Source organism: Mycolicibacterium vulneris, from assembly GCF_002104765.1.
In the GTDB taxonomy this organism is placed as follows: Bacteria; Actinomycetota; Actinomycetes; order Mycobacteriales; family Mycobacteriaceae; genus Mycobacterium; species Mycobacterium vulneris.
This window is the reverse complement of the sequence record NZ_NCXM01000008.1, coordinates 91,899-107,178: the sequence shown is the minus strand read 5'-3', so window position 1 is coordinate 107,178 and position 15,280 is coordinate 91,899. Positions and strand designations below refer to the sequence as shown.

The window sequence follows — 15,280 nt, the reverse complement described above, 5'->3', positions numbered from 1 at the left end:
CCTAGCTTGTCACCCCTGCGCGTGATGCGCGACAGGGCATTTCTCGGCACCGTTGGTGTGATAGTCGACCTGCCAGTGCTTGATTCCGTTGAGCCAGCCCGACCGGAGTCGCTCGGGCTTGCCCGCCGATTCCAGATCGGGCATGGCGTCGGCGATCGCATTGAACATCAGGTCGATGGTCATCCGCGCCAGGTTGGCCCCCAGACAGTAGTGCGCGCCGGTGCCACCGAAACCCACGTGCGGGTTGGGATCCCGCAGAATGTTGAAGGTGAATGGGTCATCGAACACGTCCTCGTCGAAATTGGCTGAGCGATAGACCATTACGACCCGCTGGCCCTTCTTGATCTGCACACCGGACAGCTCGTAGTCCTCCAGAGCGGTCCGCTGGAATGAGGTGACCGGCGTCGCCCAGCGCACGATCTCGTCGGCGGTGGTGACGGGGCGCTCGCGCTTGTACAGCTCCCACTGATCCGGGAAGTCGGTGAAGGCCATCATGCCCTGGGTGATCGAGTTGCGGGTGGTCTCGTTACCCGCGACGGCCAGTAGGATCACGAAGAAGCCGAACTCGTCGTCGGAGAGCTTGTGCCCGTCGACGTCGGCCTCGATCAGCTTGGTGACGATGTCGTCTCCGGGGTTCTGCTTACGGTCGGCGGCCATCTGCATGGCGTAGGTGATCAGTTCGATCGAGGCGCCCATCGCGTCGTTGCGGGCGAACTCAGGATCCTGATCGCCCACCATTTCGTTCGACCAGTGGAACAGCTTCATGCGGTCCTCTTGCGGCACCCCCATCAGCCCGGCGATCGCCTGCAGCGGGAGCTCGCACGACACCTGCTCGACGAAGTCGCCGGAACCCTCGGCCGCCGCGGCCGCGACGATGCGCCGGGCGCGCTCGTTCAGGTCATCGCGCAGGAGCTCGACGGCGCGGGGGGTGAATCCGCGGGAAATGATTTTGCGGAGGTGGGTGTGCTGCGGGGCGTCCATGTTGAGCAACACGAACTTGCCCGTCTCGCGCTGCTCGCGCACCGTGCCCTCTTTGTATCGGGGCAGAGCGGTGTTCTCGAGGCTGGAGAAGACGTCGCTGCGCCGCGAAATCTCTTTGACATCCTTGTGCTTGGACACCACCCAGAAGCCGCCGTCGTCGAATCCGCCCACCCCGTCCGGCTGTTCGTTCCACCAGATCGGTGCGGTCCGGCGCAGCTCGGCAAGTTCTTCCACCGGAAGTCGCTCGGCGTGGATGTCCGGGTCGGTGAAGTCGAAGCCGGGAGGCAGATTGGGGACCGGCTTGGCAGTTGGCTCGACGGTTGGCTCGACGGTTGGCATTGCCCGCTCCTCGATGACGAAGTGGTCTAGTCGTCCTTGTGCAAGGAAACCACTGCCGCACCTTGGTTGGGAAGCATTGACGCAAGATCCCTGGGTGCGAATTGGAACGTGTTCTCCACCGGCGGTTTTTCACCCAGGAGCGGGTCAAAGCCGGCGATCGCGGCCGTACGCCGGAACAGTCTTGTGGCCGGCGGTCCGACCGATATGCTTTGGTGCAGGTCACCGGCGACGACAGGCGGGGTAGGACATGATTCGGGAACTGCTCAGCGCCGCTTCGATAGCGGGCATCACGATCGGCTTGGCACCGTGCGCGGCCGCCGGATATGACGGCGACGTACCGGGGATGAACTATCAGGCTTCGTTGGGCGCTCCGTGCGACAACTACGAACGCTTCATCTTCGGGCGCGGGCCCAGCGGCCAGGCCGAGGCCTGCCACTTCCCGCCGCCCAACCAGTTCCCGGCGGCCACCACCGGATATTGGGTGGCGTCGTACCCGCTGTACGGGGTCCAGCAGACCGGCGCTAAATGCCCGGGCTCGCAGGCCGCGGCGCAGACTCCGGACGGACTTCCCATGTTGTGCCTGGGAGCTCAGGGGTGGCAGCCCGGGTGGTTCACCGGCGCAGGGTTCTTCCCGCCAAGCGGATAGCGGATAACGACGATGCGCGAACGCCCGCAGGACCAAATTCCAATTCCTCGCTGGCTGCGTTTCGTGCTGGCCTCCGATCGCGCCGGGTCGGCGTGGTACATCGGCACGGGGTTCTTCTTCGCGCCGATGCTCGCGGTGCTGTCGCCGTGGCCCACGGTCACCGCCGTGCTGTGGGGCGTCATCGCACTGGCCGGGCTGGGGCTGGGACTGCTGGGCATCGCGATGGCCATCGGACTGGCGCGAATAATGCGCTCCGGCGCCGAAATTCCCGAGGACTACTGGCGTTCGTTGGTGCACTACCAGGCCGCGACACCGACGAGAAATGGTGCGTGACCCCGTCTAGAGTCGAAGCGACCGCCCTGCAAACAAAAGGAGACTCGAGATGGCCTTCAATCCCAAAGATGCAGTCGACGCGGCGAGGGACATCGCGACCAACGCCGTCGAGAAAGCCTCCGACATCGTCGAACACGCCGGCGACATCATCCGCGGCGACCTCGCCGGTGGCGCCAGCGGCATCGTTCAGAATTCGATCGACATCGGCACGTACGCGCTCGACCGGACGAAGGAAGTGTTCACCGGCCGCGACGACGTCGACGACGTCTAGGCGCGCCGCCTCCGCGTTATACGGAGGCGGCGTCGTTGAGTTCGTCGAGCCGGTTGGTGGCTTCCAGATACTCCTGCACCCAGCGCCCGATTACCGTTGAGGTCTTCTCCACCTTGGTGAACTGTCCGACCACCTGTCCGACGGGGTTGAATGCCACGTCGACGGATTCGTTGGGGTACCTGTTGGTGGCGCGGACGGCCATGCCGGACACCATGTACTGCAACGGCATTCCGAGCGGCTTCGGGTTGTCCGGCGCCTCCCATGCCTCGGTCCAGTCGTTGCGTAGCATGCGGGCCGGCTTGCCGGTGAACGAGCGGCTGCGGACGGTGTCGCGGCTGCCTGCCTTGACGTAGGCCTCCTGCTGGACCGGGGTGTTCGAGGATTCCTCGACCATCAGCCACTGCGATCCGGTCCACGCGCCCTGCGCGCCGAGCGCCAGCGCGGCCGCGATCTGCTCACCGCTGCCGATGCCGCCCGCGGCCAGCACCGGAACCGGGGCCACCTCCTTGACGACCTGCGGCCACAGCACAATCGAGCCCACCTCGCCGCAGTGCCCACCGGCCTCACCGCCCTGGGCGATGATGATGTCGACGCCGGCGTCGGCGTGCTTGCGGGCCTGGGAGGGGGAGCCGCACAGCGCCGCGACCTTGAGCCCGGCGTCGTGGATGTGCTTGATCATCTCGGCCGGCGGGGTGCCCAGCGCGTTGGCGATCATCTTCACCTTCGGGTGCTTGAGCGCCACCTCGACCTGAGGCGTGGCGGTGGCCTCGGTCCAGCCGAGGAGCTGCAGGGTGTCGCCGTCGCTGTCCTCGACCGGCACGCCGTGGTCGGCGAGGAGCTTCTTGCCGAAGTCCAGGTGCTCCTGCGGCACCATCTTGCGCAGCGTCTCGGCCAGCTCCTCCGCCGACAGGTGGGAGTCCATGCCCTCGTACTTGTTCGGGATGACGATGTCGACCCCGTACGGGTGGTCGCCGATGTTCTCGTCGATCCACTTCAGCTCGATCTCCAGCTGCTCGGGCGTGAAGCCGACCGCTCCGAGCACGCCGAACCCCCCAGCCTTGCTGACCGCCACAACGACGTCGCGGCAGTGGGTGAAGGCGAAAATCGGGAACTCGATCCCGAGTTCGTCGCAGATAGGGGTGTGCATTACAACTCCTGGGAGCTCGCCGAATTGGAACGTGTTCTAGTTTAATACGTGGCTCACTGACGTGGCCAGCGGGTCCTGACCTGCGCCTCATTACTACGACTCGTCGTGCAAGTCAGATCGCAATGCTGGTCGCCCCCCACAGGATGAGAAACGCGAGCATGCAGGCGGCGGACAGCAGATGGTCTCGGCAGATCGAGCGTGCCAGGCGCGTCTGCTCGGATGGGCTGTCCGTGCGACGCCCGAGTTGTACCGCATCGGGGACGGTGTGCGTCAATGCCAGCATTATCGGGATGCCGGCAATCGGGGCCGAGGTCACCAGCAGCCAGCCTGGGTCGTGTCCGCGCGCGGCCTGCAGCACGAGCGTTCCCAGCAACGTGAGCATGACGAGCGCGATCAAGCGGTTCATCGGCCGCGACGTGGTGGTCGCGCGGTGGTAGTACGCCGCGATGGACGCGAGCACCGGCTCGGGCAGTTCGGTCGAGGTCTTCCGGTAGCGGAGAACTTGGACGTCGAAAATCAAGTCCATCCATATGACGGCGAACAGGAACCCGCCGCAGGCCATGAGCAACGAGGCCATGGCTCTCACCCACCTCTGATCCATCCCGGGCACCGCGCCGCAGCGCGGTCGCCACTTGGACCCATTGTTCTCGGCAGCGCAAGAGGCGTCGGGGCGCTGGAAGCCCGGGGCCGCTCGCGGCGATTCTCGTGCGGTACCGACGAGCGTGAGCCTAGGGTCGACGAATGAACTGGATGACGCTGGTGGTCAACGCCGTCGTACCGCTTCCATCCGTGATCTGAGCGCAACCGTCTCGATCTGGACGAAGCGCATCGACGCCAAGAACATCGTCAGTTCCGCGAGCATGGCTACTCACTAAGCCAATTGGATTCGTGCAAGCGGCAATTGGCACAGACCATGGCCTGCCCCGCCCCACGTGAGGACGTGACCGTGTACTACGAGGGCGAACTCAAGTGGTCCGAGCTGAGGAAGGTGGAGACCGTCTGGCTGGACGAGTTGGGCAAGCAATCGGATCTCGATCTCGACGCATTCGTGGGCCTATGCGACCGCACCCCGGAGGCCGCGCACAAGGACTTGCGCGGCGGATACGGACTCGACTATTGACGCCGGGAAAAGCGCTCGGATCCTCGATGCCGCCACCGCCCGGATAGTCGATTCGAGCACCCGTATCCGTCAAATGGCCTGGCGCGCCTGCTGTTTGGCATGGGTGTCGGCCTTCTTGTGCGGGACGGCGGTGCAGTAGTAGTTCTCGGCGAACGGCGCCTCTTCGCCGTCGGGGCCCTCGGTGGGCTGCAACGGGAATCCGTTGTCGGCCAGCATCCGATTCAGCGCCGTGCGGACCACCTGCCAGCCCCGGTCTTCCAGATAGGTGGCCACGTCATTGCGTTCGCCGGGGATGCCCAGATTCGCCAGCTCGATACCGACGGCGCGCACACCAGGGCTCGGCGAACCGATCGTCGATCAGGCCGTCCCGGGTGGCCCGGGCCCTTGCCGAGGCCACCATGGTGGCGGTGGCGCCCACGCTGGTCGCCAGGTCCCAGGTGTGGTTCTCGGTGCGCGCCATCCTGCAGCCCTCTCGCTGGCCGATCAGACACAGCGTCTCATGGAGATGAGGCCCAGGCGCCGGATCCCTTGATCCCGTGCCGAGCGACCGGGTAGCGTAGTGCTGCCAATTACGAAACTATGCGTAGCGTAATTGGCTTCCAAACCATCGGGAGGATCGGCTTGATGCGCAGCCGCTACGCGGGCGATCCCTTCACCACATCCACGTCCGAGATCGCCGCGGCGCTAGAGGATGTCAGCGTCCCCACGCTGTTGCTCTCGCTCGTCCACATCACCGGCAACCCCAGGTTCATCCGCGACTTCAAGCAGGTGGGCATCTTCCTCAACGAGGTTCAGGGGTTCATGTCGGAGGAGGACAAGGCGCGCGCCCGCGCCGAAGCCCTGACAGTGATCACCGAGTACCGGGATCGCGGTTGCCCCGAGCCGCAGCCGCTGAGCCCGGACCTCATCAGGGAGATGATGGATTGGGCGGCGTGCGAGCACGTTTCGGATGACTACCTATCGCTGGTTGCCGAGGAGCTCGATCTCGACGGCGTCGACCCCCGGCGTCCCGCCGCGTTGCCGGCCGGGCGCGCCGCCGAGCTTCCCGTCCTGGTCGTCGGGTGCGGCGAATCCGGCATCCTGGCCGGTGTGCGCCTCAAGCAGGCCAACATCCCGTTCACCATCGTGGAGAAGAACGCCGGCCCCGGCGGAACATGGTGGGAGAACAGTTATCCCGGCGCCCGGGTGGATGTGGCCAATCATTTCTATTGCTACAGCTTCGAACCCAACAACGAGTGGGCGCATTTCTTCGCCGAGCAATACGAGCTGCAGGACTATTTCACCAAGGTCATCGACAACCATGACCTGGGTGCGCACGTGCGGTGGCGGACCGAGGTCGTCGCGGCCGAGTGGAACGACGACGACGGCACGTGGAGCGTGTCGCTGCGCTCGGCCGACGGCGAGACGACCACCGTGCAGGCACGTGCGCTCATCACCGCGGTGGGCCAGCTGAACCGTCCCAACATTCCGGCCTTCGATGGAGCGGACACGTTCCAGGGACCGTCCTTTCACTCGGCGGCCTGGGATCACTCGGTGAACCTGACGGGCAAGCGGGTCGCGCTCGTCGGCGCCGGCGCCAGCGGCTTCCAGATCGCGCCCGCCATCGCCGAAGACGTCGAGCACCTCACCGTGTTCCAGCGGACCGCGCAGTGGATGTTTCCCAACCCGATGTATCACGACGAGGTTGGCGACGGAGTGCGCTGGGCGATGCGCCACCTTCCGTTCTACGGCCGGTGGTACCGCTTCCTGGTGCTGTGGCCCGGATCGGACAAGGGCCTGGACGCCGCCGAAGGCGACCCGGGCTATGCCGACCAGGATCACGCCGTCAGCGACCTCAACGCCGCCGCGCACATGATGTTCTCGCAATGGATCACCAGCCAGGTCAGCGAGGATTCGGAGTTGCTGGCCAAGGTGATGCCCGACTATCCTGCTTGTGGCAAACGGACCCTGCAGGACAACGGCAGCTGGCTGCGAACGCTGCAGCGCGACAACGTCGAACTCGTGCGCACCGGCATCGCCAAGATCACGCCGCACGGCATCGTCACCGATGACGGCGTGACGCACGAAGTCGATGTCATCGTGTACGCCACCGGGTTCCGGCACACCGATGTGCTGTGGCCGCTGAGGGTCACCGGCCGAAACGGCATCGACCTGCGTGAGATGTGGGGGAGCCGCCCCTATGCCTACCTCGGGATCACCGTCCCGCAATTCCCGAACTTCTTCATCGTCTACGGCCCCGGAACTCACCTGGCCCACGGCGGCAGCCTGATCTTTCAGTCCGAACTGCAGATGCGCTACGTCGACCAGTGCCTGGCGCGACTGGCCGAGACCGACGTGCACTCCATCGAACCCAAGCCCGAGGCCGCCACCGATTGGCACCGGCGGACGCAGAACCAGATCAAGAAGATGGTGTGGTCGCATCCGGCGGTCAAGCATTCGTACTTCAAGAACGCCGACGGCGAGATCCACACCGTGAGCCCGTGGCGGCTCAACGAATACTGGTCGGCGGTGCGCGAGCCCGACTGGTCACAATTTTCAGTGCGAACGAAAGATTGAGCGCGACAAGGAAAGTGAGCACCTCACCATGCGCACCGTAGTCGTCGACGGGCCCCGCAGCATCCGGGTGGACACCCGGCCCGATCCAACCCTCCCTGGGCCTGACGGGGCGATCGTCCAGGTGACCGCTGCCGGCATCTGCGGATCCGACCTGCACTTCTACGAGGCCGACTTCCCGATGCCCGACCCGATCGCGCTCGGCCACGAGGCCATCGGCACCGTGGTGGACGCCGGGCCGGACGTGCGCAACGTCAAGGTCGGCGATCAGGTCCTGGTGTCGTCGGTCACCGGCTGCGGCGCGTGCGCGGGATGCGCCACCCACGATCCGGTGATGTGCCACTCCGGCTTCCAGATCTTCGGTGGCGGTGTGCTCGGCGGTGCGCAGGCCGACCTGCTCGCGGTGCCCGCCGCCGATTTCCAGCTGCTGAAGATGCCCGAGGGCATCAGCATCGAGCAGGCACTGCTGCTCACCGACAACCTGGCTACCGGCTGGGCCGCGGCGCAGCGGGCCGATATTCCGTTCGGCGGCACGGTGGTGGTCATCGGCCTGGGCGCGGTGGGGCTGTGCTCGCTGCGGAGTGCGCTCTTTCAGGGCGCGGCAACGGTTTTCGCGGTGGACCGGGTCGATGGCCGACTGGAGCGCGCCGCCCGGTGGGGCGCGACGCCGCTCAAAGTGCCGGCGCTCGAGGCGATCATGGCCGCCACCGGTGGCCGCGGCGCCGACGCGGTGATCGACGCCGTCGCCACGGACGCGTCCCTGACCGACGCGATCAATGCCGTGCGGCCCGGCGGCACGGTCTCGGTCGTCGGTGTGCACGACATGAATCCATTCCCGCTCAACGCCCTGGGCTGCCTGATCCGCAGCACGACGATCCGATTCACCACCGCACCGGTGCAACGCACCTGGCCGGAGCTGATCCCGCTGCTGCAGTCGGGCCGCCTCGATGTCGACGGCATCTTCACCACCACAATGCCGTTGGACGAAGCGGCCAAGGGCTACGCGACCGCGGAGTCGCGATCGGGCGACGACGTCAAGATCCTGCTGAGGCCCTAGTCCCTTTCGCGGCGAACATGATTCGCCAGATGACGCAGCGTCCGCATCGGCCGGCGGCGATCCGACACCAGCCACATCACCGGCCATCCGTGCACCGCTGCGGCGGCCGCCAGCCCCGAACGCGGATTCACCGGGCGCGGATACCCTACGAGCGACATCGACGGCGCGTCCTCGTCACCGTCGGCGTAGAAGTAACTGCGTTGCACGGCAACATCGTTGGCGGCGCAGAACTGCCGCACGGCATCGGCCTTCGTCGCACCCCACACGATGGGCTTGACGATGCCTCCGGTCAGGCGTCCGTGCTCGTCGAGTTCGAATCGGTTGCACTGGACGTTGGTGATGCCGAGAAAGCGGGCCACGGGCAGGGCCTGAATGGACAGCGCCGAGGAACTCATCACGACCGTGTGTCCGCGCTGCTGGTGGGCTTGCACGATGTCATGCATGTGGGCGTAGAGCCGTGAGGCAACCCGCTCGACAAACAGCCGCTCACCCAATTCGTCGAGATCGCCGATAGATTCGCCGCGCAGATAGCCCGCCGCCCGCACGATGAGCCGCTCAAACTCCAAGCGCCCGAATCGATACCGCAGCGCCGCGTCGAACACCCCAAGCACCTCACCGATCCCGGCTTGCCGACGCCTGATGCGATCTCCAACGTGCACGGCCGCGGTGAAGCCATCTACCAGCGTGCCGTCTAGATCGAAGAAGGCGCCGATTGCGGGTCCGGGTGCGCCGGCACGGATCTCCGCGATGGCGTCGGCGGGGGAGAGCCTGGTGACCTTCGTGGACGTAGCCATGGCGACCGCGTCCTCACCTGGTCGCCGTGATGTATTGCGACCGCATGAAACTGTCGATCTTCACGTCGACATCCGGCGGGGTCATGCCGTACCCGGCTTGCAGATCGAGCGTGTTGCGGACGGGCTCGACGTTCCAGCCGTGGGCCGTGAGCCACTCCGCCGGGTCCGACTGGGGTTCGTAGGTCAGCGCCGAAAAATCCACACTGCCGGACACATTGACGCCCGGGTGGTTGGCCTCCAGAGCGTTGAGCTGGTCGTGGTCCAGGCGCGATCCCAGCGCACCGATGGCGACCCGGCTGCCCGGCGCGCTCAGCCCGCTGATCCGGGTGAACAGCGCGTGTTGCGCCTCGTCGGTCAGGTAAGGCAGCAGCCCCTCCACCGACCACGCGCTCGGACTCTCCACGTCAAACCCGGCCGCTTCCAGCGGCCGCGACCAGTCGGTGCGCAGATCGGCGGCGACCTCGATCCGGCGGGCCTTCGGGGTGGCGCCCTGATCGCCGAGGACCCGGCCCTTGAATTCGAGCACCTTCGGCAGGTCGACTTCGAAGACCCTTGTGCCTTGCGGCCATTCGAGCCGATACGCCCGCGAATCCAGCCCGGCGGCGACGATCACCGCCTGCCGGATGCCCGCCGCGCCGGCCGCATCGAAGAAGTCGTCGAAGAAACGGGTCTGCACGCCGTATAGACGCGGGAAGGCCAACTCATCATCGGAGCTACCCGGGTTGGCAAGCACGCCCGCCAAATACGGGTCCTGTGACGCGGCGATGAAAACTTTCGCATATTCGTCGCGCACCAAGGGCCGCGGGCTCACGGCGTGCAGCGCACGCCAGCCCGCCACCAGCAGCGCGGTATACCCGACGCCGCTGACGATGTCCCAGTTGTCATCGTCGGAACGGAGCGACCCGAATTCGGGTGTCGTGCTCATGCTTGCCCCTCCCGTCGGCGCCGGCCGCGAAAAGCCGACGTTTCAACAGTACCTGCCGAAGCGGCTTCAGAGCTCCAAAATCACCGTTACCGGACCGTCATTCACGAGTTCGACCTGCATGTTCGCACCGAACACCCCGGTCTCCACCTCGGCACCGAGTTGCCGCAGCGCCTCGGCGAATTCGGCGACCAGCGGCTCGGCGACCGCTCCTGGAGCGGCCGCGTTCCATGACGGGCGGCGGCCCTTGGCGGTGTCGGCGTAGAGCGTGAACTGGCTGACGACCAAGATGGGAGCCTGGACATCGGCCGCGGAGCGCTCGTCGGCGAGAATCCGCAACTGCCATAGCTTCTCGGCGAGCCGTCGCGCCGTGTCACGGTCGTCGCTGTGGGTGACGCCCACGAATGCCAGCAGGCCCTGGCCATCCGGGCTGATGGCCCCAACCACCGCACCCTCCACCGAGACCGTTGCCGAGGAGACTCGTTGCACCAACACCCGCATGGGCCTCGATGGTGCCAGACCGGCCTTTCACAGGTTGGGTACGCTCGTGGGGTGTCTGTGCTCGTCGCGTTTTCCGTCACCCCGATGGGAGTGGGCGAAGGTGTCGGCGAGATCGTCGCCGAAGCGGTTCGCGTGGTTCGCGAATCCGGGTTGCCCAACAAAACGGATTCGATGTTCACCGTCATCGAAGGCGAAAGCTGGGCCGAAGTCATGGCCGTGGTGCAGCGCGCGGTCGAGGCCGTGGCCGCCCGTGCGCCCAGGGTCAGCACGGTGATCAAGGCGGATTGGCGTGCCGGAACCAGCGACGCGATGACGCAGAAGGTCGCCACCGTCGAGCGCTACCTCTCCGAGGGTCAGCCGCGCACCGCGGACTGAAACGCCCGTTCGGCCGCCTCGCCGTGTACGGCGAACACCACCTTGCGCAGCGAACCCGGTTGGTGCTGCCGCACGGCGTCGACCATCAGCCGCGCCGCCTCGTCCAGTGGGAAGCCGCCCACACCGGTGCCGAAGGCCACCAGCCCGAGCGAGCGGCAACCGAGCTCGTCGGCCTTGCGCAGTGTCGCGGCCGTGGCGGCGGCGATGATCTCGGCCGACGTCGGACCGCCGAGCTCCATCGTCGCCGCATGGATGACGTAGCGCGCCGGCATGTCGCCGCCCGTGGTCTCGATCGCTTCGCCGAGCCCGATCGGCGCCTTCTGCGTCGATTCGCGCTGCACGGTGGGTCCGCCCGCGCGCGAGATGGCCGCGGCGACACCGCCACCATGCCGCAGCTGCGTATTGGCCGCGTTGGTGATCGCGTCGAGTTCGAGCTCGGTGACGTCGGCCTGAAGAACCTCTAACTCGATCATGGGCTCATTGTCCTCGCAATGAAGGTCCTCGCTCCCATGCGTAGGCTCAGGGCGGTGAGCGCACGCGCAGGAATCGTTGTCACCGGAACCGAGGTTCTCACCGGACGCGTCCAAGATGCGAACGGCCCCTGGATCGCCGATCGCCTCCTGGAATTAGGCGTCGAGCTGGCGCACATCACCATCTGCGGCGACCGGCCGGCCGACATCGAGGCGCAGCTCCGATTCCTCGCCGACCAGGGCGTGGATCTGATCGTCACCAGCGGCGGCCTGGGACCGACGGCCGACGATATGACGGTCGAGGTGGTGGCCCGCTTCTGCGAACGGGACCTGGTGCTGAACGCGGAGGTCGAAGAGAAGATCGCCAACATCCTCAAGAAGCTGATGGCGCGCAACCCCGCGTTCCAATCCGCCTTGGATCCCGGCACTTTCGAGTCGCTGCGCGCCGCCAACCGCAAGCAGGCAATGGTGCCCGCGGGGGCGCAGGTGCTCGACCCGGTCGGCACCGCACCCGGCGTCGTCGTGCCCGGCAGGCCGACGGTGATCGTGCTGCCCGGTCCGCCGCGCGAGCTGCAGCCCATGTGGCACACCGCCATCGAGACGCCCGCGGCGCAGGACGCGATCGCCGGCCGAACCGTCTACCGGCAGGAGATGCTGCGCATGTTCGGGCTGCCCGAGTCGGGGCTGGCCGAAACACTGCGCGACGCCGAGCAGGTCGTCCCCGGCTTCGGGCAACTCGAGATCACCACGTGCCTGCGGCGCGGGGAGATCGAAATGGTCACCCGCTATGAGCCGGACGCCGCCGACGCCTACACACAGCTGGTCAAGCTACTGCGGGAGAGGCACGGACATCAGCTCTACTCCGAGGACGGCTCCCGCGTCGACGATCTGGTCGCGCAACTCCTGGCCGGGCACCGGATCGCGACGGCGGAGTCCTGCACCGCGGGACTGCTGGCGGCGCGCCTGACCGACCGGCCCGGCTCGTCGGATTATGTGGCGGGCGGTGTGGTGTCCTACTCGAACGAAGCGAAGGCGGAGTTGCTCGGCGTCGACCCGGCGCTGATCGAAGCGCATGGGGCGGTGTCCGAGCCGGTGGCCGAGGCGATGGCGGCCGGCGCGCTGCAGCGCTTCGGGGCCGACACCGCGGTCGCGATCACCGGGATCGCCGGCCCGGGCGGGGGAACGGAAGAAAAGCCGGTGGGCACGGTCTGTTTCAGCGTAGCGGCCAACGGCCGCAACGACACCCGCACGCTGCGGCTTCCCGGCAGCCGCTCGGATGTCCGGGAGCGCTCGACCACGGTGGCCATGCACCTGCTGCGGCGCCTGCTGGACAACAGCGAATAGCGTCACGCCACTTCGCTTGCCAGGAAAGCGCTTTCGGTGGTGCCGAACCGGATTCCGGTGGCGTCCTTGCCGATCAGCGTGAGCACCGCGACCGTGATCAGCACGGGCACGATCGTCGCCGCCAGGGCAAACGGGTAGCCGTGTGATTCGGCGAGGCGTTCCTGGATCGGCAAGTTGAACGCCGCCAGCAGGTTTCCGAGCTGGTAGGTCACGCCGGGGTAGAGGCCGCGGATGGCATCCGGGGACATCTCGGTGAGGTGGGCGGGAATCACGCCCCAGGCGCCCTGCACGAACAACTGCATCAGAAACGAACCCAGGCACAGCATCGCCGCGCTGCGTGAGTACGCGAACAACGGCACGATCGGCAGTGCCAAGACGGCGCAGAAGACGACGGTGTAGCGCCGGCTGAATCGCTGCGACAGGGTGCCGAAGACGAGCCCGCCGATGATGGCGCCGAGGTTGTAAACCACCACGATCCACTTGACCGTCGTGCTGGCCAGGCTGGCGCCGTGGTTGGCGTGCGCGCCCAGGAAGGTGGGGTAGACATCCTGCGTGCCGTGGCTCATCCAGTTGAACGCCGTCATCAGCAACGCCAGGTAGATGAACCGACGGATGATCGCGCCGCTGCGCAGTACGTCGCGGATTCGGGTGCTGGTGAGCTTCATCCGGTCCTGCGCGGCCTCCCACACCTCGGACTCCTCCACCCGGTAGCGGATGACCAGGCTGATGAGGGCGGGCACGATGCTCAACCCGAACAGCCACCGCCACGACAGCCCGAGCCAGTCGATCACGACCAATGAGGCGACGCTCGCCAGCAGGTAGCCGAACGCGTACCCCTCCTGCAGCAGCCCGGAAAAGAACCCGCGTCGCTCGACGGGCACCTTCTCCATGGCGAGCGCGGCGCCGAGCCCCCACTCACCGCCCATGCCGATGCCGTAGAGCAGGCGCAGGATGACCAGCACGGTGAAGTTCGGCGCGAACGCGCACAGGAAGCCCACTACGGAATAGAACATGACGTCGACCATCAGCGGCAGCCGCCTGCCGACGCGGTCGGCCCACAGCCCGAAGAGCAGCGCGCCGACGGGCCGCATGATCAGGGTGGCCGTCGTGACGAACGCGACCTCGGCCTTGCTGTGGTGGAACGTCTTGGCGATGTCGGCGTAGACGAGCACCACGATGAAGTAGTCGAAGGCGTCCATCGTCCAGCCCAGTAGCGCCGCGATCAAGGAGTTCCGCTGATCGGCGGTCAACTTTTTCTGAGGACTGGTCACGTCAGCATCGTGCAGGACGCGGCGCGATAGCGCGACCTGTTCCACCACGCGGACTCCCGGAGTAAGTTCCGGATACATGCGGATCATCGACGCCGACGGGCATGTGGCCGAGAATTCTTCGCTGGCAATCGAAGCGATCAAACGCTGGCCGCAGCACGTCAAGTTCAGCACGGACGGGCGGCCGGGTCTGACGCTCGAAGGCCGCAATTACCCGGAGGACACGGGCCCGGGCGCGGGTTGCCCACCCGAGCATGGGATCAGCAAGGCGCCCGACATCAACTGCCGCTCACCCGAGGGCGTGCTGGGCGACGCGGACCTCGATCACATCGACACGATGGTGCTGTATCCGAGCATGGGACTGTGCGCGCCCAGTCTCGAGGATCCGGAATTCGCCGCCGGCTTCTCCCGCCTGTACAACCAGTGGATCGCGGACTACTGCGCCTCGTCGGGCGGCCGGTTGCGCGGCGTCGCCGTGACACCGATCGAGCACGGCCGGGCGGCCGTCGACGTCATGACGGAGGCCAAAGAGCTTGGGCTGATTGCGACTTTGGCGCCGCCGGCGCTCAAGAGCCGCAACCTCGACCATCCCGACCTGGACCCGTTCTACGCCGCCGCCGTCGATCTCGGCATGCCGCTGGGCGTGCACGGCGCCCCCGGCATCCATCTGCCCAAGATCGGCGTGGACCGCTTCACGAACTACATCCAGGTGCACTGCATCAGTTTTCCGTTCGACCAGATGACGGCGATGACCGCGATGGTCTCCGGCGGCGTCTTCGAGCGCCACCCGGAGTTGCGGGTCGCCTTCCTGGAGGCGGGCGCGGGCTGGGTGCCCTTCTTCATGGATCGGCTGCACGAGCACTACGAGAAGCGCGGCGACTGGGTGGAGCGCGGCTGGCGACGCGACCCGCACGACTATCTGGCCGCGGGCAATATCTGGGTGACGTGCGAGCCGGAGGAACCGATCCTGCCCGGCGTGATCGATGTGCTGGGCGACGATTTCATCATGTTCGCCAGCGACTACCCGCACTGGGACGGCGAGTGGCCGGAGAGCACCAAGCACCTGCGCACGCGAGGCGACATCAGCGAGGGCTCCCGGGAAAAGATCGGTGGCTTGAACGCGCAGCGCTTCTACAACCTGAACTGAGCTTTCCGGCTT

18 protein-coding genes and 1 pseudogene are annotated in these 15,280 nt (G+C 66.5%); 9 read left to right on the top strand and 10 right to left on the bottom strand.

Annotation, left to right across the window (positions count from 1 at the left end):
- Positions 1-9 precede the first annotated feature (9 nt).
- A complete protein-coding gene (locus B8W69_RS09805; protein ID WP_085289631.1) occupies positions 10-1,320 on the bottom strand; it encodes a cytochrome P450 in 1,311 nt (436 codons plus the stop codon).
- A 247-nt stretch (positions 1,321-1,567) separates the two neighbouring features.
- Here B8W69_RS09805 and B8W69_RS09800 point away from each other — a divergent pair, with 247 nt between their 5' ends.
- Genes B8W69_RS09800 through B8W69_RS09790 form a run of 3 tightly spaced genes read left to right on the top strand, consistent with a single transcriptional unit; the run spans position 1,568 to position 2,570 of the window.
- Positions 1,568-1,966 carry a hypothetical protein gene (locus B8W69_RS09800; RefSeq protein ID WP_065028655.1) on the top strand — a complete coding sequence of 133 codons (399 nt, stop codon included), beginning with the start codon at positions 1,568-1,570 and terminating at the stop codon, positions 1,964-1,966.
- Between the two features lie 12 nt (positions 1,967-1,978).
- Positions 1,979-2,299 (top strand): hypothetical protein, encoded by a 321-nt coding sequence (locus B8W69_RS09795; protein WP_085289630.1) that lies wholly within the window; start codon positions 1,979-1,981, stop codon positions 2,297-2,299.
- 49 nt (positions 2,300-2,348) lie between these two features.
- Positions 2,349-2,570, top strand: a complete 222-nt coding sequence (locus B8W69_RS09790) for an Rv1893 family protein (protein WP_085289629.1) — start codon at positions 2,349-2,351, stop codon at positions 2,568-2,570.
- 16 nt (positions 2,571-2,586) lie between these two features.
- Here B8W69_RS09790 and B8W69_RS09785 read toward each other — a convergent pair whose 3' ends face one another.
- Both B8W69_RS09785 and B8W69_RS09780 read right to left on the bottom strand, forming a co-directional pair.
- Complete coding sequence (locus B8W69_RS09785; RefSeq protein WP_085289628.1) at positions 2,587-3,717, bottom strand: nitronate monooxygenase; 1,131 nt, start codon at positions 3,715-3,717, stop codon at positions 2,587-2,589.
- A 112-nt stretch (positions 3,718-3,829) separates the two neighbouring features.
- A complete protein-coding gene (locus B8W69_RS09780; protein ID WP_085289627.1) occupies positions 3,830-4,294 on the bottom strand; it encodes a hypothetical protein in 465 nt (154 codons plus the stop codon).
- A gap of 324 nt (positions 4,295-4,618) precedes the next feature.
- On the opposite strand from B8W69_RS09780, the gene B8W69_RS09775 reads away from it, so the two are divergent.
- Positions 4,619-4,837, top strand: coding sequence for a hypothetical protein (locus B8W69_RS09775; RefSeq protein WP_220084549.1), 219 nt, complete (start codon positions 4,619-4,621; stop codon positions 4,835-4,837).
- 69 nt (positions 4,838-4,906) lie between these two features.
- On the opposite strand, the gene B8W69_RS09770 is transcribed toward B8W69_RS09775, so the two are convergent.
- Positions 4,907-5,167, bottom strand: a complete 261-nt coding sequence (locus tag B8W69_RS09770) for a hypothetical protein (protein WP_245843190.1) — start codon at positions 5,165-5,167, stop codon at positions 4,907-4,909.
- Positions 5,147-5,297 (bottom strand): annotated as a pseudogene (locus tag B8W69_RS31315) (SAM-dependent methyltransferase); the annotation flags it as partial. The gene B8W69_RS09770 and the pseudogene B8W69_RS31315, both read right to left, overlap by 21 nt.
- A 164-nt stretch (positions 5,298-5,461) precedes the next feature.
- Here B8W69_RS31315 and B8W69_RS09765 point away from each other — a divergent pair.
- On the top strand, positions 5,462-7,393 hold the full coding sequence (locus tag B8W69_RS09765; protein WP_085289625.1) for a flavin-containing monooxygenase: 1,932 nt from the start codon (positions 5,462-5,464) through the stop codon (positions 7,391-7,393).
- A gap of 28 nt (positions 7,394-7,421) precedes the next feature.
- Positions 7,422-8,447 (top strand): alcohol dehydrogenase catalytic domain-containing protein, encoded by a 1,026-nt coding sequence (locus B8W69_RS09760; RefSeq protein WP_085289624.1) that lies wholly within the window; start codon positions 7,422-7,424, stop codon positions 8,445-8,447.
- On the opposite strand, the gene B8W69_RS09755 is transcribed toward B8W69_RS09760, so the two are convergent.
- The 3 genes from B8W69_RS09755 to dtd form a co-directional block, all read right to left on the bottom strand.
- Complete coding sequence (locus B8W69_RS09755; protein ID WP_085289623.1) at positions 8,444-9,241, bottom strand: HAD-IB family hydrolase; 798 nt, start codon at positions 9,239-9,241, stop codon at positions 8,444-8,446. The two genes, B8W69_RS09760 and B8W69_RS09755, sit on opposite strands and share 4 nt — an antisense overlap.
- A gap of 13 nt (positions 9,242-9,254) precedes the next feature.
- On the bottom strand, positions 9,255-10,166 hold the full coding sequence (locus tag B8W69_RS09750) for a class I SAM-dependent methyltransferase (RefSeq protein WP_085289622.1): 912 nt from the start codon (positions 10,164-10,166) through the stop codon (positions 9,255-9,257).
- Between the two features lie 66 nt (positions 10,167-10,232).
- Entirely contained in the window at positions 10,233-10,664 is a 432-nt protein-coding gene (gene dtd / locus B8W69_RS09745) for a D-aminoacyl-tRNA deacylase (RefSeq protein ID WP_085289621.1), read from the bottom strand.
- A 51-nt stretch (positions 10,665-10,715) separates the two neighbouring features.
- Here dtd and B8W69_RS09740 point away from each other — a divergent pair, with 51 nt between their 5' ends.
- The gene (locus tag B8W69_RS09740; RefSeq protein ID WP_085289620.1) at positions 10,716-11,039 is read left to right on the top strand and encodes an MTH1187 family thiamine-binding protein; all 324 of its coding nucleotides are present in this window, start codon (positions 10,716-10,718) and stop codon (positions 11,037-11,039) included.
- On the opposite strand, the gene B8W69_RS09735 is transcribed toward B8W69_RS09740, so the two are convergent.
- Positions 11,018-11,512 carry a macro domain-containing protein gene (locus tag B8W69_RS09735; RefSeq protein WP_085289619.1) on the bottom strand — a complete coding sequence of 165 codons (495 nt, stop codon included), beginning with the start codon at positions 11,510-11,512 and terminating at the stop codon, positions 11,018-11,020. The two genes, B8W69_RS09740 and B8W69_RS09735, sit on opposite strands and share 22 nt — an antisense overlap.
- Before the next feature lie 54 nt (positions 11,513-11,566).
- Between B8W69_RS09735 and B8W69_RS09730 the strand changes: the two genes are divergently transcribed.
- Entirely contained in the window at positions 11,567-12,853 is a 1,287-nt protein-coding gene (locus B8W69_RS09730; protein ID WP_500684398.1) for a competence/damage-inducible protein A, read from the top strand.
- A 2-nt stretch (positions 12,854-12,855) separates the two neighbouring features.
- Here the strand turns inward: B8W69_RS09730 and B8W69_RS09725 are convergent, their stop codons facing one another.
- Positions 12,856-14,202, bottom strand: a complete 1,347-nt coding sequence (locus B8W69_RS09725) for an MFS transporter (protein WP_439330599.1) — start codon at positions 14,200-14,202, stop codon at positions 12,856-12,858.
- Here B8W69_RS09725 and B8W69_RS09720 point away from each other — a divergent pair.
- Entirely contained in the window at positions 14,201-15,268 is a 1,068-nt protein-coding gene (locus B8W69_RS09720; RefSeq protein ID WP_085289618.1) for an amidohydrolase family protein, read from the top strand. The two genes, B8W69_RS09725 and B8W69_RS09720, sit on opposite strands and share 2 nt — an antisense overlap.
- Positions 15,269-15,280 lie beyond the last annotated feature (12 nt).